The 19097-nt window shown below is 32.8% G+C and carries 18 protein-coding genes; 6 read left to right on the top strand and 12 right to left on the bottom strand.

Annotated elements, in window-relative coordinates; all coding sequences use genetic code 11:
• Positions 1 to 18: 18 nt before the first annotated feature.
• Complete coding sequence (locus tag BTJ66_RS01120) at positions 19 to 1311, bottom strand: DRTGG domain-containing protein (protein WP_099089160.1); 1293 nt, start codon at positions 1309 to 1311, stop codon at positions 19 to 21.
• 225 nt (positions 1312 to 1536) lie between these two features.
• Between BTJ66_RS01120 and BTJ66_RS01115 the strand changes: the two genes are divergently transcribed.
• A complete protein-coding gene (locus tag BTJ66_RS01115) occupies positions 1537 to 1950 on the top strand; it encodes a universal stress protein (RefSeq protein ID WP_099089159.1) in 414 nt (137 codons plus the stop codon).
• A gap of 70 nt (positions 1951 to 2020) precedes the next feature.
• On the opposite strand, the gene BTJ66_RS01110 is transcribed toward BTJ66_RS01115, so the two are convergent.
• Positions 2021 to 2710 (bottom strand): metal-dependent hydrolase, encoded by a 690-nt coding sequence (locus BTJ66_RS01110; protein ID WP_099089158.1) that lies wholly within the window; start codon positions 2708 to 2710, stop codon positions 2021 to 2023.
• A 211-nt stretch (positions 2711 to 2921) separates the two neighbouring features.
• Here BTJ66_RS01110 and BTJ66_RS01105 point away from each other — a divergent pair, with 211 nt between their 5' ends.
• Both BTJ66_RS01105 and BTJ66_RS01100 read left to right on the top strand, forming a co-directional pair.
• Positions 2922 to 3974 (top strand): M24 family metallopeptidase, encoded by a 1053-nt coding sequence (locus BTJ66_RS01105; protein ID WP_099089157.1) that lies wholly within the window; start codon positions 2922 to 2924, stop codon positions 3972 to 3974.
• The gene (locus BTJ66_RS01100; protein ID WP_099089156.1) at positions 3971 to 4600 is read left to right on the top strand and encodes a copper homeostasis protein CutC; all 630 of its coding nucleotides are present in this window, start codon (positions 3971 to 3973) and stop codon (positions 4598 to 4600) included. Before BTJ66_RS01105 ends, BTJ66_RS01100 begins: the two co-directional genes overlap by 4 nt.
• A gap of 141 nt (positions 4601 to 4741) precedes the next feature.
• On the opposite strand, the gene ald is transcribed toward BTJ66_RS01100, so the two are convergent.
• Positions 4742 to 5857, bottom strand: coding sequence for an alanine dehydrogenase (gene ald / locus BTJ66_RS01095; protein WP_099089155.1), 1116 nt, complete (start codon positions 5855 to 5857; stop codon positions 4742 to 4744).
• Positions 5858 to 5999: 142 nt separating this feature from the next.
• Between ald and BTJ66_RS01090 the strand changes: the two genes are divergently transcribed.
• Together BTJ66_RS01090 and BTJ66_RS01085 are read left to right on the top strand one after the other, a co-directional pair.
• The gene (locus BTJ66_RS01090) at positions 6000 to 6503 is read left to right on the top strand and encodes a universal stress protein (RefSeq protein WP_099089154.1); all 504 of its coding nucleotides are present in this window, start codon (positions 6000 to 6002) and stop codon (positions 6501 to 6503) included.
• 262 nt (positions 6504 to 6765) lie between these two features.
• The gene (locus BTJ66_RS01085; protein WP_099089153.1) at positions 6766 to 7944 is read left to right on the top strand and encodes an esterase-like activity of phytase family protein; all 1179 of its coding nucleotides are present in this window, start codon (positions 6766 to 6768) and stop codon (positions 7942 to 7944) included.
• Positions 7945 to 7998: 54 nt separating this feature from the next.
• On the opposite strand, the gene BTJ66_RS01080 is transcribed toward BTJ66_RS01085, so the two are convergent.
• From BTJ66_RS01080 to ezrA, 9 genes are all read right to left on the bottom strand, one after another.
• Complete coding sequence (locus BTJ66_RS01080; RefSeq protein ID WP_099089152.1) at positions 7999 to 9198, bottom strand: acetate kinase; 1200 nt, start codon at positions 9196 to 9198, stop codon at positions 7999 to 8001.
• A gap of 85 nt (positions 9199 to 9283) precedes the next feature.
• On the bottom strand, positions 9284 to 10231 hold the full coding sequence (locus tag BTJ66_RS01075) for a class I SAM-dependent methyltransferase (protein ID WP_099089151.1): 948 nt from the start codon (positions 10229 to 10231) through the stop codon (positions 9284 to 9286).
• A 166-nt stretch (positions 10232 to 10397) separates the two neighbouring features.
• The gene (gene tpx, locus BTJ66_RS01070) at positions 10398 to 10892 is read right to left on the bottom strand and encodes a thiol peroxidase (protein ID WP_099089150.1); all 495 of its coding nucleotides are present in this window, start codon (positions 10890 to 10892) and stop codon (positions 10398 to 10400) included.
• A 92-nt stretch (positions 10893 to 10984) separates the two neighbouring features.
• Complete coding sequence (locus BTJ66_RS01065) at positions 10985 to 11473, bottom strand: RDD family protein (protein ID WP_238597571.1); 489 nt, start codon at positions 11471 to 11473, stop codon at positions 10985 to 10987.
• A 62-nt stretch (positions 11474 to 11535) separates the two neighbouring features.
• A complete protein-coding gene (sppA, locus tag BTJ66_RS01060; RefSeq protein WP_099089148.1) occupies positions 11536 to 12528 on the bottom strand; it encodes a signal peptide peptidase SppA in 993 nt (330 codons plus the stop codon).
• 337 nt (positions 12529 to 12865) lie between these two features.
• Positions 12866 to 13639 (bottom strand): sulfite exporter TauE/SafE family protein, encoded by a 774-nt coding sequence (locus BTJ66_RS01055; protein ID WP_099089147.1) that lies wholly within the window; start codon positions 13637 to 13639, stop codon positions 12866 to 12868.
• A gap of 54 nt (positions 13640 to 13693) precedes the next feature.
• The gene (thiI, locus tag BTJ66_RS01050; RefSeq protein ID WP_099089146.1) at positions 13694 to 14917 is read right to left on the bottom strand and encodes a tRNA uracil 4-sulfurtransferase ThiI; all 1224 of its coding nucleotides are present in this window, start codon (positions 14915 to 14917) and stop codon (positions 13694 to 13696) included.
• Positions 14914 to 16050, bottom strand: a complete 1137-nt coding sequence (locus BTJ66_RS01045) for a cysteine desulfurase family protein (protein WP_099089145.1) — start codon at positions 16048 to 16050, stop codon at positions 14914 to 14916. The genes thiI and BTJ66_RS01045 overlap by 4 nt, the downstream gene beginning before the upstream one ends.
• A gap of 569 nt (positions 16051 to 16619) precedes the next feature.
• Positions 16620 to 18311 (bottom strand): septation ring formation regulator EzrA, encoded by a 1692-nt coding sequence (gene ezrA / locus BTJ66_RS01040; RefSeq protein ID WP_099089144.1) that lies wholly within the window; start codon positions 18309 to 18311, stop codon positions 16620 to 16622.
• Positions 18312 to 18537: 226 nt separating this feature from the next.
• Between ezrA and BTJ66_RS01035 the strand changes: the two genes are divergently transcribed.
• The gene (locus BTJ66_RS01035) at positions 18538 to 19002 is read left to right on the top strand and encodes a GAF domain-containing protein (RefSeq protein ID WP_099089143.1); all 465 of its coding nucleotides are present in this window, start codon (positions 18538 to 18540) and stop codon (positions 19000 to 19002) included.
• Positions 19003 to 19097 lie beyond the last annotated feature (95 nt).

Below are 19097 nucleotides of genomic sequence, written 5' to 3'. Positions count from 1 at the left end.
CTTTTTATTATAAATTTATTAATCTATCATTTGGCAAATAATCATTGCTTTTGCTACTCGATAACCTTCACTTGTCATCGTTACTTCTAGTTTAGAAAAATTTCGACCTACATCTAACATATCATATTGTACATGTATTTCAGACTCAATTTGCACTGTCTTAATATACATAATATTTAAACTCTCAATCATAACCTCTAATTTCTTTAACTTTCTCATTTCATAACGAACTGTTTCTTCAATAATGGCAACGAACACCGATTTACTTAATGTCCCAAATTGGTTTGTTAATAATGGTGTAATTTGCACTTGAATTCCATCGTTTTCAATAGTTATATGCTTTGCAATTTGATCATTAATTGTTTCACCAACTTGAGGTTGCCTACTTAACAATTGCATAGCTGTTAATACGTCTTTTCTTGTAATTACACCGATTAGCTTTTTACTTGCTGTTGTAACAGGTAACAGTTCAATGCCTTCCCAAATCATCATATGCGCGCAGTTCGCAACAGTAGTAGATAGCTGTACGTTGATCGGCGATTTAGTCATGATTTGTGCAAGTGTATTTTGATTTTCCATTTTAATGATTTCTTTACTTGTCACTATACCTACTAACCGCCAATCTTCATCGATGACTGGAAATCTTGAATGACCTGTTTTACGTGCTCTCATTTTATAATCATTTAAACTCATACGATCAAATACAACGGTTTCTTCCGATACTGGTTTAACAATATCTTCGACAACCAATATTTCTTTACGAATCATTTGATTGTACATTGCTCTATTAATAATGTTTGCGACTAAATATGTATCATAGTTTGAAGAAAGAATTGGTAAGTCGTGTTCATCTGCATATTTAATGATTTCTGCTGAAGTATTAAAACCACCAGTAATTAGCACTGCACTCCCTCTTTTAAGTGCAGCTAACTGCACATCTTTACGATTACCAACTATCAACAGTGTATGAGTACTTAAATATTTTACAACATCATCGATTTCCATTGCACCAATTGCAAACTTTGTTAGTGTTTTTATCAAACCATTCCTACCACCTAACACTTGGCCATCAATAATTTTTACAATTTCTGCAAAAGTAAGTTGCTCAATTTGCTCACGTGATTTCTTTTCAATACGTACGGTTCCCACTCTGTCTATTGTTGCTACTAATCCAATTTGACCTGCGTCCTTTATTGCTCTATAGGCTGTTCCCTCAGATACATTTAAATCCTTTGCAATCTTTCTAACAGAAATCTTTTGTCCAACTACTAGAGATTCTATATACGCTAAGATTTGTTCATGCTTTGTCATTTCAATAACCTCTTTTATTTTGACAGTTTCTATGACATTATAACTTTTTATCACTAAAATTGCGATGTAACTCATCAAATTATCACGTGATTTTCTATAAACATCTTTATAGTCACATAAAATAATATAAAATCATCGTATAAGTAAATTAATATGTTAAATAGACAAATTTAATTGGCTTTATTAATAAAATTTTATTAGAATGAAGTCAAGGAGGGATGAACAATGTTCAAAAATATACTACTTGGTGTTGATACAACGCTTAAAAATGAAAAAGCACTTGAAGAAGTTTCTAAGCTATCAGGTGAAGGTACTAAAGTAACAATTTTAAATGCTATTAGTGAACAAGATGCACAAGCATCCATCAAATCGGGTGTTCACTTAGATAAACTCGTACAGAAACGTAGCCAAGGTTTAGAGAGCACACGCCAAAGATTAGAAGCGCATGGCATCAAATATGATGAGATTATTGTGCGTGGCAATGCGAAAGAACAATTAGTTAAAGAGGCTAATAGTGGAAAATATGAAATCGTTGTTCTCAGTAACCGTAAGGCTGAAGATAAGAAAAAATTTGTATTAGGTAGTGTTAGCCATAAAGTTGCAAAAAGAGCACACATCCCAGTATTAATAGTAAAATAATAAAAAAAGCCTGAAGAACTTTAAAGAACTTCAGGCTTTAAATATTTTCAACCGCTATTTTATCAGATAATTAAAATGCAACTGCTTCGCCAGGTTTTAAGATTTGAACTTCCCCAACCGTCACAGCTTCTTTAAATTTACTTGGATCTTGTTCAATCAGTTCGAACGTATCATAGTGTATTGGAACAGAAATTTTTGGTTTAATGAACGTATTAATCGCATAACTTGCATCATCAATGCCCATTGTAAAATTGTCACCAATTGGTACAAAACAAACATCTACTGGATGGCGTTCGGCAATTAATTGCATGTCACTGAATAATCCAGTGTCACCAGTGTGATAGATTGTCTTACCTTCAATTTCTAAAATAAGCCCCATTGGCATACCTAAATATACTGGCACACCGTTTTCATCTGTTAAACTTGAACTATGAAAAGCTTGTACAAATTTTACAGTTCCAAAGTCTAACGTTGCTTTACCTCCGATGTTCATTGGTCTTACATTTTCCACATTATGATAAGTAGTTAGATAATCACCTAACTCTGCAGAACCAATGACAGTTGCATGGTTTCTATTAGCCAATTCTACTGTATCTCCAAAATGATCCCCATGACCATGTGTCAAAATAATATAGTCCACTTTTAACGTAGAAGCATCTAAATCAGATTGACCATTCCCTGAAATAAATGGATCTACGATAACCTTTTTACCATTTGCTTCAAAATAAATTGTTGATTGTCCATGAAATGAAAGTTTCATTATTTAATTCCTCCCGTAATGCTATTTAGTTTATGTATACCACAAATATATCATGGTATAACACGATTATTGGAATTCAGTTCAGTGTTTTCCCTCTTAATTTTAAATATTTTTCTATGAATTTTTTTTATTATTCTATTTAACTTTTGAATTCCTTCATGAAGTAACATAAAATTAAGAGTAATTAACTTTGTAGGAGGATGATTGAAAAATGAAATTAGCACAGATTACCGAAGTCTTAAAATCACAACAGGCAGATGCAGCATGGATAACAACACCTTTAAATATCTTTTACTTCACAGGTTATTTAAGTGATCCTCATGAACGTCTACTAGCGCTACTAATTAAAGAAAATGGTGAACAAGTATTGTTTTGCCCTCAATTAGAAGTTGAAGAAGTACATGCCTCACCATTTGAAGGTGATATCATAGGCTACTTAGACACTGAAAATGCGTTAGATAAATATGAAGTTAAATTCAATAAATTGCTTGTTGAAGCAACGCACTTAACAGTACAACGACAACGAGAACTTATTGAAGCATTTGATGTTCAAAGCTTTGGCGATATCGATCAAACCATCAAAACATTACGTAATGTTAAAAGTGATGCTGAAATAGAAAAAATTAAAAAAGCTTGTGAACTTGCCGATAAATGTATCGACATTGGCGTTAGCTTTTTAAAAGAAGGTGTCACAGAACGTCAGGTCGTCAATCATATAGAATATGAAATTAAAGCTTATGGTGTAAACGAAATGAGTTTCGATACAATGGTATTATTTGGTGATCATGCAGCTTCGCCTCATGGTACGCCAGGAGATCGTCAATTGAAACAAGATGAATTTGTCCTGTTTGATTTAGGCGTTATCTATGAAAATTATTGCAGTGATATGACGCGAACAGTTAAATTTGGTACGCCTGACGCCAAAGCGCAAGAGATTTACGATGTTGTATTAAAAGCTGAAAAAGCAGCTATAGAAGCCATTAAACCAGGTGTTACAATTAAAGATGTCGATGATATTGCACGCAACATTATTACTGAAGCAGGCTATGGTGAGTACTTCCCACATCGCTTAGGTCACGGATTAGGTTTAGAAGAACATGAATATCAAGACGTTTCAAGCACGAATACAAATCAATTTTTAGCAGGAATGGTTGTCACAGTCGAACCTGGTATCTATGTTCCTGGCGTAGCCGGTGTAAGGATTGAAGATGACATATTAGTAACTGAAAATGGCAATATAAGTTTAACTGGTTACGAAAAATGATTAAAGAAGCGGTAGTGGAAACTATTCAACAAGTTGAACAAGCAATTGCTAATGGCGCTAACAGAATAGAGCTTTGTGATAACTTAAGTGTGGGTGGAACGACGCCAAGTTATGGTATGGTGGAAATTGCAACTGAAATATGTAAACATAATCAAGTTGAAATTGCAGTGATGATTCGTCCACGTGGTGGCGACTTTGTTTATAACTTATATGATTTTGAAATCATGCAACGCGACATAAAAATATTAAAAAAATTGAACGTAGATTATTTTGTGTTTGGTTGTTTAACTAAGGATACACTTATAAACGAGTGGCAAATGAAAACACTAAAACAGCTGTCCTTTCCTACACCAGTAGTTTGTCATATGGCTTTTGATGAAATACATTTAGAAGGACAAATTAAAGCATTGCATCAATTAATCGATATCGGCTTTACACGTTTATTAACTCATGGTGGTCCAAGTGATACACATCTATTTGATAATTTAAATCAATTAGGTAAACTTGTGGTTAATTCGGGTGGCAACATCGAAATAATGCCAGGCGGTGGATTGAATAAAGACAATTTACCCGACCTTATTGCAGCGTTTCCTTTCCAAGAAGTCCATGGTACTAGAATTGTCTAAATATTTTTGCTTTATTATTACAAAAAAATATGTTAGTGACAGATAATAAAAAACTGGTTATGTTTAATTGAGTTAATCACTCGAAAACATACCAGTTTTTTCGTTTTATTATTCACTTTGTTAATTCTTTTTTACTTCCTACTATTTAAGTGCACTATCGATATCTGTATATGATAGATTCAATGCTTGTGCAACACCTTTATTTGTCAACTCGCCATTAATAGTATTAAGTCCTAATGATAACGCATGATTATCTTGTAAAGCTTTTAAGTAGCCTTTGCTCGCTAATTGTTGCGCATAAGGTAACGTTGCATTGTTTAATGCAATCGTTGATGTACGTGGAACCGCTCCTGGCATATTCGCAACTGCATAATGTACAACACCGTGCTTTTTATATGTTGGGTCATCATGAGTTGAAATTCGGTCAGTGGTTTCAAAGATACCACCTTGATCAATCGCAATATCAACGATAACGGCGCCATCTCTCATTTCTTTCACCATATCTTCCGTAACAAGATTTGGTGCTTTAGCGCCAGGTATCAATACAGCTCCAATAACTAAATCACTATCTTTCACACACTGCTCTATATTTAAAGGATTAGACATGATTGTGTGTACTCGACCATCAAATAAGTCTTCCAATTCTTGTAATCGTTTAGGATTAACATCTAAGATAGTAACATCTGCTCCTAAACCAAGTGCAATTTTAGCAGCATTTGTGCCAGCTTGTCCTCCGCCAATAATCGATACACGACCTTTGGAAACGCCAGGAACACCACCTAGTAAAATACCCATGCCGCCTTTATATTTTTGTAAAAACTCAGCACCAATTTGCGCAGACATACGTCCTGCAACTTCACTCATCGGTGTTAATAATGGTAACGAACGATCTGGCAATTGTACTGTTTCATATGCAATACCAACGACTTTGTTTTCTAGTAATGCTTGTGTTAATTTTTCTTCATTCGCTAAATGTAAGTAGGTAAATAGAATTAAACCTTCTTTAAAATATTGAAACTCTTCTTCTAATGGTTCTTTTACTTTCATAACCATATCTACGTTCCATACTTCAGCTTGCTCATTAACGATTTTAGCCCCAGCTTCTGTATAGTCAACGTCTTCAAAATACGAACCTAAACCAGCAGATTTTTCAACAATAACAGTATGGCCTTGTTCTACCAAAGCATGTACACCACTTGGCGATAAACTCACTCTATTTTCGTTGTTTTTAATCTCTTTTGGAATACCTATAATCATTTCATCCACCTCCAAATTTATAGTAACGCGTATCTAATGAAAGCGCAATCAAAGTTTAGAGTATTTTTACAATATATAAATTGTGTTAATATTCTGTAAACGGTGGTATAATATAAGTAAGAAAAATAAGGAGGTAATAACGATGCTAACTTATAAAAATATTTTAATAGCTGTCGATGGATCACATGAAGCTGAGTGGGCATTTAATAAAGCTGTGGATGTAGCAAAACGTAATGATGCAAAATTAACAGTGGTGAATGTTATTGATTCAAGAACATATTCTTCATATGAAGTGTATGATGCACAATTTACTGAGAAATCTAAAAATTTCTCAGACGATTTGTTAAAAGGTTATAAAGAAGTCGCTACAAATGCTGGTGTAAAAAATGTTGAAACACGTTTAGAGTTTGGCTCACCTAAAGCGATTATACCTAAAAAACTTGCAACAGATGTAAACGCTGATTTAATCATGTGTGGTACTTCAGGTTTAAATGCAGTAGAAAGATTTATCGTTGGTTCAGTATCTGAAGCAATTGTACGTCACTCACCATGTGATGTGTTAGTTGTTCGTACAGAAGAGCTTCCTGAAGATTTCCAACCACAAGTTGCTACTGACGAATTTAGATCACAATATCAAGCTCATTAAATCATTATGTAAATTACAGCACTTTGAATTAATAATACGTTGTATTAGCTGACTGAGATAAAGAACTTATCTCAGTCTTTTTTGTTGGCCATAACTAACCATCATCAACTTTCTTAATAATCTTTTCCTCATCTAGCCTAGAGCATAAAAGATTATTATTTCCAGTACTTTACAATATAGACATTAAAATTTTATTTTGATTTCATAAATGCATTTTATAATTAATTTGATAACTGAAAATTAAAAAGGAGCTTGCATATTTATGAAAATCATTTATCAATCATTTACATCTGTCTTAATAGCATTAGCTGCACTTAGTCCCATTCATAGTCACCCTATCGTTGCACAAACAACAAAACCAACAACTCAATCCGACAATCATACTGTTGACAATCTTAAACTGATTGATAGTTATACCCTACCTTATACATCCAAATTAGATGATACAAAAGTTGGTGGTATTTCTGGAATTAGTTACAATCCGACCACTAAGAATTGGTTATTAATAAGTGATGACCGATCGGAACATAATGCTTCTAGATTTTACGAGGCAAAATTAAATTATAACCAGAATCACTTTAATAACATTCAACTAAAGTCTACCCATTTTTTGAAACAACCCAACGGCTCAAACTACATCAACAAAAAGCATTTTAAAGATAATCCACAACTAGAGGTTGCCGATCCTGAATCTATTCGCTTAGACCCTTTGTACAATCAGATAATGTATACCAGTGAAGGAGACCCTGGTATAGGACTTAATCCTTTTATCCGAATAGCATCAAGAAATGGTAATTTCATCTCTGAAATACCCATCACTAGCACACAAAAAATGGATAAGCATTTTAACCACGGCTTTCGTAATAATCTCTCATTAGAAGGCAGCACTTTTTCGACAGATGGTAAAACGATTTGGACAGCAATGGAAGCACCTTTAATTCAGGATGGAAAAGCACCCACCCCTTTAAAACGAGGATTTTCGCGTATCACACAATATGATAGACAAGGTAACTTACTATCAGAATATGCCTATCATTTAGATGCTATACCTAAAGCACCTGGTAAAGGAAAGGAGGCTGAAAATGGCGTCTCTGAATTATTAGCTATTAATAACCATGAATTTTTAACCTTAGAACGCGCGAGTGTTCAATCTTCTGATGGTTCATATCAAAATGATGTACGTATATATAAAATCAATACTGAGGGAGCTTCCGATATTAAAGATCAAGACACATTAAAGCACAATAAATTTAGGCCAGTAAAAAAAGAGCTCGTTTCTAATTTAAATAAAGAACATATTGCACATATAGATAATTTAGAAGCTATATCTTTCGGCAAAAAATTACCCAATGGTCATGACAGTATTGTTGTTGCTGCTGATAATAATTTTAATAAATCTCAAATATCACAATTCATAGCTTTTGAAGTTATTCCAGAATAATATAAAGGGCATTTTCCAAAATTGGAAAATCCTTTATATTATTTATATTATGATTTATTTAAGATCACTGAAAGTGATAACGTCACGAGCAATCATCACTTCTTCGTTTGTTGGTATTACAATGACTTTAACAGGTGAATGAGGATAGTTTATAAAAGCTTCTTCTCCATGAATGCTTTCGTTTTTCTTAGCATCCCAATATACGCCCATAAATTCTAAACCTTCTAATACTTTAGCTCTTACAGCGTCAGAATTTTCACCAACACCAGCAGTAAATACGATAACATCTACACCATGCATGCGTGTCGCATATGAACCGATATATTTGTGAATGCGTGATGCGAAAACATCAAGTGCTAGTTGAGCTCTTTCTTTACCTTCTTCTGCTTCTTCTTGAATATCTCTTAAATCACTAGATGTACCTGAAATACCAAGTAATCCTGATTCTTTATTGAGTGTATTTAATACTTCCTCTGCATTTTTGCCAGTCTTTTCCATAATAAATGGAATTAATGCTGGATCAATATTACCTGAGCGTGTTCCCATCGTCACACCAGCCAGTGGTGTGAATCCCATTGATGTATCAACAGATTCTCCACCATCAATAGCAGCAATAGATGCCCCATTACCAATATGACATGAAATAATACGTAATTCTTCAATTGGCTTACCTAATATGTCAGCTGCTCGTTGAGATACATATTTATGACTCGTGCCATGAAAACCATATTTACGAATACCAAAATCTTTATAATATTGGTACGGTAAACTGTACAAGTATGATTTTTCAGGCATTGTTTGATGGAATGAAGTATCAAACACTGCAACATGTGGAATTTCTGGCAATAACTTGCGGAAAGCACGGATTCCCATTAAGTTAGCAGGATTGTGTAAAGGCGCTAGTTCACTTAAAGATTCGATTTGTTTTTCTACTTCATCAGTTATATATACTGATTCTGGGAATAATTCTCCACCATGAACAACTCGATGCCCAGTGCCATTGATATCATAGATACTATCAATAATACCATGTTTTTTGAAACTTTCTAACATGATATTAACTGCTTCTTCATGATCAGTAATATCTTTCGTTTCTTTGATTTTTTCCCCATTTAATTCAATAGTGAACACAGAATCTTTTAAACCAATACGTTCAATAAGCCCCTTCGTTACAATTTTTTCTTCCGGCATTTCAATAAGTTGAAATTTCAAAGATGAACTACCAGCGTTTATAGCCAAAATCAATTTTGACATAAGCATAATGCCTCCATTTTCAATTAAGTTTTATATCCACTACTATTTAATCATTAATACAGTCTGAATTCAAGAATATTACAGTTTAATTCTCAGGATGATTTTCTTGCATCCACGTATTTAAATCTTGTAGAAATGCTTGGAATTGTTGCGGACTTTTGAAATCTGGTATATTAGCCAACAATACTTCAACTGATTTGGTCACATTCGTTTCTTTTTTCTGTAAAACTAGAATCGATTTACGTGCTTTTTCATTTTTAAATAATGTTGAAGGTAAATTTAAAAATGCCTGCATTTCTGTTTCTGTAGCAATGAAATTTTGTAACTGTTTCACATTGTCACCCTCAAAAATGTTGCTTGGGACAACTAAGAATGCAAAACCGGATGGTTTCATCGCTGTAATTGCTTGTTCAATTAGCAAAAAATGAGAATAACTATGACCTGTTTCAAAACCAAGTGCCATCTCTTTACTTCGATCATCTACAGGATAGTATCCTATTGGTAAATCCCCAATCACAACATCAGCCTCTTCGAAGGGTAAAGGCATAATTGCATCTTGTGGGTAAACATCAAAAGGTATTTCTAAAAAGTTTGCCAAATGAACACTCACTCTAGAGAGTACTGGATCTACCTCAACTAAGTGGTGCATTAATGTGTGCTTTGAAAGCACTTCGTGTACTGAGGCACTTAAATGTCCTGCACCACTTGCAATATCCGCAATATGCATGGACTCGTTGTTTTTCAAGAATCGTTCAGCTAAAAACCCTAAAATTAATCCAATAGAATCAGGTGTAATTTGATGGTTGGCTTGGATATCTTCTTTTTGCATTAAACTAAGATAAGCAAACTGAAATGCCTTTCTTCTATCTTGTAACGTCGCTTGTTCTAATAAATCTCTTTTATTTATATAAACATGTTCCATGGCAAGTCCTAAATTTTCGATAAAGCTTTGTCCATTCGTATCATTTAAAGATTTTGCTTGCTCATCTAACGTTTTGAATAACTGCTCCATTACTGTTTCTTCTTGTGTCATTTAATAGTCCTTTCTAAAAAAACTGCCCATAATTTGATTGAAATCAAGTCAGTTTATACTAACTTATTTTACCAAATAATTATGGACAGTAATTTTTATAATGTCAATGATACTGTTTGCTTCTGTAACAATATTTTCAACATATTAAATATATATAATAACAGGATTAAATACTACGATACGCTTCTAAAGCTGATTCAAAGTCAGGGAAGTCTGTACCTTCAGAAACAATCTCTGAGTATACTACTTTATTATTTTTATCTAATACAAAAACTGAACGAGCAAGTAAACGTAAACCTTCCATTACTACACCGTAGTTTTTACCAAAAGATAAATCTTTATGATCACTTAAAGTAACAACGTTATTTAATCCATTAGATGCACACCATCTCTTTTGTGCAAATGGCAAATCAACTGAAACTGTTAATACAACGCCATCTTCTTCTGATGCATCTTCATTGAATTTACGTGTTTGTTGATCACAAACACCTGTATCTATTGATGGTACAACACTTATTAATTTCTTTTGACCATCATAAGTTGATAAGTTTACTTCATTTAAATCATTATCAAGCAATGTGAATTCTGGAGCTACTTCTCCTGTTTTCACTTGCGAACCTAATAATGTTACTGGTTCTTGTTTGAATGTAATTTGCGCCATTTAAACGCCTCCTAAATTAAAAGTGCTTACAATACTAATTATAACGCTTTACTATTATGAATGATACTATTCTAACTATAAAAAGTGTTAATCTACTTTAAATAAAACAATTTTTCAAATTTATTTTTTATAACAACTGTATCGGCAAAATAATCGTGTATACCTCTGTGTTTTTTGGTGAAAATTGTAACTAAGTATGGTAAGTTTGCAAATACCCCGCTGATAATACGTCCTATCCACTCTCTAAATAAGACGTCAGGCCATGTTAATTGTTGTCTATCTATCCGTTCAACTCTGATGTTACAAATGATCTTACCTAAAGTTTGTTTAAAATATTTTGTCATTAGTACAAAATATAAATAAAATACGAATGCATCCAATAGATGGCCAATACTAAAATAATCTATCCATAATTTTACTGTGTCTAAATTAGTAAAATGGTAAAGTGGTTTTAAAATTAAACTATGAACACCAAAAATGATTAATAAATCAATAATAAAAGCACAAAATCTAATACCAAAACCCGCATATAAACCTTTTAACATTTGTTGATGATATAGTGCATCAGCATCTGATTGCATAGTTTGTTCACTACTATTTGTAAGATTCACATTTTCATATTGTTTGTTTTCCATATTTACACCTAACCTTCGTATAGATACATAGGCTCCGTTTTAGTATCATTAGTAATTATTGCCTTCACATCTTTAAACTCATTTGTAAATTGAGCAATACTCGATTTAACATTATACATTGATGTAAACCAACCACCATCTGTACTATATTCAAACACTTCTGCATCTTTGGCATTCATATCTTTCTTCAATGCTTTAACAGTTTCATTTTCATAGCCAATATCATCAATTAAACCATTGCTTTTCGCTTGTTGAGCGCTATAAATACGACCATCTGCTAATTTTCTAACTTTGCTTTCTGACATTTCTCTTCCGTCTTTAACGATATTAACAAATCTATTGAAACTATCATCTAATACAGATTGTAAGATATCTCTTTCTTCACCAGTCATTTCTCTAGAACTACTTAAAATATCCTTATGCTCACCAGATTTTATTACATTCTGTTTTATACCTAGATTCTTTTGTAATCCTGAATAATCGATACTAGACATGATAACTCCGATTGAACCCGTCATACTTTGTGGTCCAGCGTAAATTTTATCAGCAGGTGCTGAAATATAATATCCACCTGAGGCAGCCATACTGCCCATATGAACATAAACTTTCTTATTCTTCTGTTTTATCTCTTTTATTTTTTCATAAATTTCATCACTTGGGTATGTACCGCCGCCTGGTGTATTTACGCTTAACAATACACCTTTAACAGAATTATCTTTTTTTACATTGTCCAACTGTTTCAAAAATGCTTCATGATTGTATCCTTCTCCACCAAACATGCCACCACCATTGCCTTCAGCAATTTCACCATTTAATGTTAAATGGGCGATACGTTTACTAGAGTTCCCTTCATCTTCTACTTTTTCTGTAAAAGGGTTCGTATCCGATGTCGTCGACTCATTAAAGAAAGATGACACAATAGCGGAAACAGAACTCATTATGATGCCCCCTAATACAATGACAACCGCTAGTACAATGGCTATAATACGCTTTTTCGACATTATTAGTCACTCCCATATATTTTCTATTGACTTATACTTTATTTAAACACAAATATTTACTAATTGTATACCTTTAATAAGATTTTAAAAAAGAGAGTAGGAAAGCAATCAAGACGTTTCGTTTGATTTCATTTTCCTGCTCTCATTTGCGCTTGGATTCATCTTTCAATGCTAGGCGTTTGTAAGACTTTGCAATATATATGATATAAATAAATCCCCATTATCCAATCATCATAAATTTATATCCAACTCGTACAACATAGTTTCACTGTAATCAGTTAAAATACGCGTTATGTATAAAATTAAACTATTAATATACTTACTTATTGACGTCTTTCTATAATATTTGCATTAAATAATCATAAGTGTTTTTCAAAATTAATATTGCAGTCACTACTATAAACAACACTTTTACATATCCCACACCTTTTTTAATGGCAAACATTGCACCAACGTAAGAACCACATATCATACTTACTGCCATAATCAACCCATAAAAATAGTCCACCTGGTTCAAACAAATAAATAGGATTAATGCACCTAAATTTGAAGCAAAATTTAATACTTTGGCATTACCTGCAGCACCTAAAAAATCAAACCCAAACATTAACAAAATAAATAGCATAAAGGAACCCGTACCCCCGCCTAAAAAGCCATCATAGAAGCCGATTAGACACATTAACAAAGCAAATAGTATGGCTTTACTAATAGTTAATTTTGTAAAGGTACGGACATTTCCCCAATCCTTTTTTAAAATTGTATAAATCATGACTAGCGTTAATATTATGATAACAACTGGCTTCAAAAGCTCTGATGGCAAAAACGTAGCGACACTCGCTCCACCTATTGCAAATAGAAAAACAAATGGAAATAATTTGCCTACAATTTTTAAATCTACATTACCTGACCTAAGAAATCGCAGTGCACTGGTTAATGAACCAAATGCACTGGCTAATTTATTAGTACCTAAAGCCATAGAGGGCGACATACCAACTGCAAGCAGTGCGGGGATTGATATTAAACCGCCTCCACCTACAACTGCGTCAATGAACGCAGCTAAAAATCCAAGAAGAACAATGATGATTACAATTGAAACATCCCATTCCAACATTTAACCAACCCCTTTATTTATTCTAAAAGATACGTCCATATTTAATTGTGTATATTAAAATAACTCATCGGCAAGCGCTTGTGTTGCTGAATCTTTTTCACTTTGGTAATCACTCGTTATATGCAATGTTTCAATACCATCAACAGCTTGTTGCACCAATGGTTCAAAATCATAACCGCTTTCATATTTTTCTACTTTATCTATATCTGGTTCAGTTATTGGATTTTTGGGGGTGAATATTGTGCAACAATCTTCATATGGTTGTATTGATACATCAAATGTACCAATATTTTTTGCTTTTTTAACAATATCCTCTTTATCTAAAGTTAGCAATGGGCGTAATACTGGCGTTGAAGTAACATGATTTATAGCGTACATACTTTTCAGCGTTTGGCTTGCAACTTGGCCCAAGTTTTCACCATTAACAATTGCATGCGCATCAATGTCATGGACCACTTTGTCAGCAACTCGCATCATCATACGTCTAGTAGAAGTCATTGTGTAACGTTCATGTACTACTTTATTAACTTGTTTTTGTAAATCTGTAAAAGGCACAATATGCAATTTGATTGGTCCAACACTTTCAGATAAAATACGCGTTAATTCAATAACTTTTTCTTTTGCCTTTTCACTGGTGAATGGTGGGCTATGAAAATGAATAGCTTCTACTGTAACACCTCTACGCATCACTTCAATGCCTGCGACAGGGGAATCTATACCTCCAGATAACATGAGTAATGTTTTCCCACCAGTACCTACTGGTAAGCCACCTGCACCTGCAATAACTTTATCGTACATATAAATTGCATCTAATCGCACTTCAACTTTTATATTATGATCTGGATTGTGCACGTCAACAGATAAGTGATCCGTTGCATCTAACACAGCACCACCAATTGTTCTTTGTAGTGCGTAAGTATCATAAGGGAAGTTCTTATCTGAACGTTTTACATCAATCTTAAATGTATCTCCAGTTGCGTAACCCTTAGCAAAACGTATTGCCAATTCATTTGCCGTTTCTAAGGTTTTTTCAATTTTCAACACTGGGCTGATTGAATATATACCAAACACTTTTTTTAATCTGTTACACATTTCTTCTATATCAGCACCTTCATCCAATTCAATGTACATTCTATCTCTATTTGCTTTTACAGTATATCCCTGCAATGGCATTAACGAACGTTTTACGTTTGAACGCAATTTGTTCACAAATATTTTACGGTTTGCACCTTTTAACGTTAATTCTCCATATCTTACTAATATGTGATCATAAATCATAATAATAACTCCCTTACTTCTTCATATACTAATTTAAATTTTTCTTTAAATATTTCAATTTCTTCTTTAGTAGTGTAGCTTCCCATCGAAATTCGAATACTTCCTTCTATTCGTTTTGTTGGCACACTCATAGATAATAGTACTTCGTTTAGACTAGATTTCTTCGAAGAGCAAGCACTCGTCGTTGATAACATAATTCCATTTTTGGAAAAAGCATTTACTAAGACTTCACCCTTAACACCTGCCAAACCAACATTTAAAATATGTGCTGCCGCACCATCAGGTGAATTAATTTCTACACCTTGAAAATCAGCTAAATATTTGCGTAAATCACAATTAAAACCACTCAGTTTTCTTGTTAATTCTTGTGTATACATTACTGCCGATTTCAGCGCTTTAACAATAGCAATATCCATCGGTAAGTTAACAGTACCGCTTCTTACTCCAAACTCCTGTCCGCCACCATGGATAATTGGTTCTAATTGATGTATATTCCGTACGAATAAAACACCTTGCCCTTTTAAGCCATTAAATTTATGCCCACTTAGACTAAGTGTATCGACACCTTCAAATATTAATGGCATCTTTCCAATCGCTTGAACACCATCCACATGAAGATGCGCTTTTGGGTATTGATGCACAATTTCAGCTACGTCTTCAATAGGTTGTATTTGCCCCATAATATTGTTGACATGTATACAAGTCACAAGCCCAACACGATCAGACATTAATGATTGAAGATGATTCAGATCAATTTGTCCTTCTTTCGTCACATCAACATATTTAACAATAAATCCTTCAGACTCTAATGAACGGACTACTTCTAATACAGAAGGATGTTCTAATACAGATGTGATGATTTCATTAGCAAAAAGTTTTTTCTTATAGGCGATGCCTTTTATTGCAATATTGTTTGATTCTGTAGCACCACTTGTATAGATAATATCAAATGTACTTTCCAAATTAAATATGTCTTTAATTTGACGCTTAGATTGTTGTAATAATTGTTCTGCTTGTAGCCCTGCTTGATGCGGGCTATTAGGATTATAATAAAGGGATTGATTTACTTTCACAAAAGTATCAAGTACATCTTGATTAGGCATCGTCGTTGCAGCATTATCAAGGTATATCAATTTATTCACTCCAGTCTCTCTTTTCAAATGTTTTTATTAATTATATTTACAATGATATTGGATGATAAGCTTATTGCATAATTAACTTTCATCATATAACCACTACTTAACAAAGCTATCTAATTAAAAATTGCAGAGAAGATGCAATTCATTTTTAGTTCAGTTATCTTTATTCCATTAATTTTATAGCAAGGATGCATCATATAATTGCTTGGTTTAATATATAAATAAATCGTTTTTATCATCCGATTAAAACTTATACTGTTAGCATTATACTCGCTTTTAACAAAAAGAAAAAGGAGTGGTATACAAAATCATATGATAATAAATGATTTCGCTGCCTCCCCCTTTGCATGATATGCCTTGAAGTTAAAATGGTAAATATAACCATAATAGTATATTGACTATGACATTGCGTTAAATAGTATAATATCTCATTTGAAAACAGTTATTCACCCGTTTGGTTTAACTTTAAATTCATGACTGCCAACTAATACATAAAAAAAGAATCCCGGACATTGATTTATATCCTGGATTCCTTCTAAGTTAAGTGGTAATCATTTTAATGATTAACCAATTACTTGTGCTTCAATTTGTTTTGTAATACCTGGCTCAACACTTTCCAATGCTTGTTCTGAAATTTCAATTGATCGTTTATATCTATTATTCTTAAATAAGCGCTCTGCTTCATTAAGGCTTTTGTCGATATTCGAACTATCTTTACGGTAACGATTACCATATTCAATTAATTTTTCTGCATAGACTGCATTGACAAGTACATCTGTAGCTTCATCTTCAAATTTATTCATTTGAAGTACTACTTTAGACACTTTATCCTTCAATTGTTTTACATGAATAGGACGTACACTGAATTTTTTATTGACTTCTCTTACTTCATAATCAATTTCGTTTTTCATAATTATGAAACGTTCCGGTACACTTGGTAAATTGGATGCAAGTAATTTTCTATAAACTTCTTCTTTTTTACTTTGTACACGTAAGATGTTTTCTTCAGCTTCAGCTTCATCCTCACGTAATTGTATTAAATGATTTTGTAGTTTTTCTTGCTTCTCATTAATCACCGCTACATGTTCTTCAATATATTCTAAATTATCTTGAACTTCACTATAACGTACTGCAGATTTCGCCATTTCACGCAATATTTCATCGTAAACTGAAATCATATTTTGTATTTCATTCTCAAACTGTCTTACATTTTGTACGTCACTTTCATTTATATAGTAATTTTCGCGGACATACTCAATTTCAGTTTGTAAAGTATAATTCATTTCTTTTGCTTTGAATAAATTATCAGTAATAACTTCTTTTGTTTCTTCAACTTCATTCTTAGCTTTAACTTCTAATTCGATGAGTTCGTACATTTCATCTAAGCGATCATTAATACTGTTTAGTTTTTCGTTTGCCTCATCTAATTCTAATCTACTAATCATTGGCTCTACAAAACTTAGCTCAGTTTTTAAAGTTTGTAGTGTGCTGTCGAGTTTGACATGATCCAAGTCATAGCCTTCTACTTTTAAGTCTCTACAACCATATTTAAGATCTTGAAATTGTCCTGGTAATTCTTTTTGTGCTTCTTTTATTAAATCAGGAATTTCAGCCATATCTGTTTTTAAATAATTCATGTCATCATTTAATGTTTTAATATGCTGATGCGCTTGATTGAAATTACCTTCTGCTTTAAGCGTCTCATATGTTTCCATTTCCGGTACAAAAGACTCAATTTCTTGTTCAAGTGGTGCAGCTGCTTCACCAAATTGATGTCTATTTGCTAACACATCCCGTTTCATCTCACGATAGTCAGTTTTACATTCATCATATAAACGATCACTTTGTTTATGTAATCCTATAATCTCTTCTACTTTTGTAGTGAGGTCATTATAGTTTGCTTCATATTGATCCAACATTTCATGTACTTCATCCACTTCGGTCTGTGCTTGTGAAAATTTAAACTTATCTAGGAAACCTTCTGCATTATGAATCTTTTCTTCTACTGGTTCTAGAAATTGATTTTTACTATCTAACGATGATTGTTTTAATCTATCATACGTTGATTTCGTCTCGCCTGTTAAATTGAAAGCTGTTAATTGAGATAAACTTTCATCGTATGGTAATTGCTCAACTTTATGCTTTCGTTCTTCTGCCTTTTCTATCATTTGGCTTTTATTTGAACGCATATAGAACAATACACCAACAATAATGAGTATAATGACAATAATTGCTAAAATGATATACAACACCATATGTTTTCTCCTCCTATTTTATCACTGTTTATTATAACGTAAGTTACCTATGCATTAAAAGAGAAAATGGATTAATTCATATGAATAATTTTTTATTTTATTTAAAATGATCTCTAATAATAATATGTAATAAGTAATTTATAAGCTAACCTACTTCAAATCAATTGATTGATTACTATTAAAACAGTCTTTATACTAAATGAAAAGTAAAAAGTGAGGTTATCTTATGTTGGAACTTAAAGAAACAAACTATAATTTATTACAAAAACAAGTTAGTAGTCTAATAGAGGATGAATCCAATTTAATTGCCATACTAAGTAATGTATCTGCAATCTTAAATGATTCCATCGACCAAATTAACTGGGTTGGTTTTTACCTTTTAGAGAATGACGAATTGATTTTGGGTCCATTTCAAGGTCATCCTGCATGTGTACACATTGCAATCGGTAAAGGTGTATGTGGCACAGCAGTAACTGAAAACCAAACACAATTAGTAGAAGATGTTAATGCATTCCCCGGACATATTGCTTGTGACGCTAATAGTAAATCAGAAATTGTAATTCCGCTTCGCAAACACAATCAAGTGATAGGCGTATTAGATATAGATTCACCAATTAATAGTAGATTTAATGAAACAGATAAAAATGGTTTAGAGCAAATTGTAACAATCATTGAAAATCAACTTTCTTAAATTTGGACAAGGGCTTCAATGATAATAAAAGCCAAAAGAGAATTTACTATTGACAGTAATCGATATCATGATACAATGTACTTTGTGTGAATAAA

Source organism: Staphylococcus edaphicus (genome assembly GCF_002614725.1).
In the GTDB taxonomy this organism is placed as follows: domain Bacteria; phylum Bacillota; class Bacilli; order Staphylococcales; family Staphylococcaceae; genus Staphylococcus; species Staphylococcus edaphicus.
Note: the sequence above shows the minus strand (reverse complement) of the source record. Positions and strands in the feature narration are given on the sequence as shown.

Coding starts and splice junctions, on each gene's coding strand:
- BTJ66_RS01115 (WP_099089159.1), top strand. CDS start 1,537: ATGTTCAAAAATATACTACTTGGTGTTGATACAACGCTTAAAAATGAA.
- BTJ66_RS01055 (WP_099089147.1), bottom strand. CDS start 13,639: ATGTTGGAATGGGATGTTTCAATTGTAATCATCATTGTTCTTCTTGGA.
- tpx (WP_099089150.1), bottom strand. CDS start 10,892: ATGGCGCAAATTACATTCAAACAAGAACCAGTAACATTATTAGGTTCG.
- BTJ66_RS01120 (WP_099089160.1), bottom strand. CDS start 1,311: ATGACAAAGCATGAACAAATCTTAGCGTATATAGAATCTCTAGTAGTT.
- BTJ66_RS01085 (WP_099089153.1), top strand. CDS start 6,766: ATGAAAATCATTTATCAATCATTTACATCTGTCTTAATAGCATTAGCT.
- BTJ66_RS01075 (WP_099089151.1), bottom strand. CDS start 10,231: ATGACACAAGAAGAAACAGTAATGGAGCAGTTATTCAAAACGTTAGAT.
- sppA (WP_099089148.1), bottom strand. CDS start 12,528: ATGTCGAAAAAGCGTATTATAGCCATTGTACTAGCGGTTGTCATTGTA.
- ald (WP_099089155.1), bottom strand. CDS start 5,857: ATGATTATAGGTATTCCAAAAGAGATTAAAAACAACGAAAATAGAGTG.
- BTJ66_RS01110 (WP_099089158.1), bottom strand. CDS start 2,710: ATGAAACTTTCATTTCATGGACAATCAACAATTTATTTTGAAGCAAAT.
- BTJ66_RS01090 (WP_099089154.1), top strand. CDS start 6,000: ATGCTAACTTATAAAAATATTTTAATAGCTGTCGATGGATCACATGAA.
- ezrA (WP_099089144.1), bottom strand. CDS start 18,311: ATGGTGTTGTATATCATTTTAGCAATTATTGTCATTATACTCATTATT.
- BTJ66_RS01080 (WP_099089152.1), bottom strand. CDS start 9,198: ATGTCAAAATTGATTTTGGCTATAAACGCTGGTAGTTCATCTTTGAAA.
- BTJ66_RS01035 (WP_099089143.1), top strand. CDS start 18,538: ATGTTGGAACTTAAAGAAACAAACTATAATTTATTACAAAAACAAGTT.
- BTJ66_RS01105 (WP_099089157.1), top strand. CDS start 2,922: ATGAAATTAGCACAGATTACCGAAGTCTTAAAATCACAACAGGCAGAT.
- thiI (WP_099089146.1), bottom strand. CDS start 14,917: ATGATTTATGATCACATATTAGTAAGATATGGAGAATTAACGTTAAAA.
- BTJ66_RS01065 (WP_238597571.1), bottom strand. CDS start 11,473: ATGCAATCAGATGCTGATGCACTATATCATCAACAAATGTTAAAAGGT.
- BTJ66_RS01100 (WP_099089156.1), top strand. CDS start 3,971: ATGATTAAAGAAGCGGTAGTGGAAACTATTCAACAAGTTGAACAAGCA.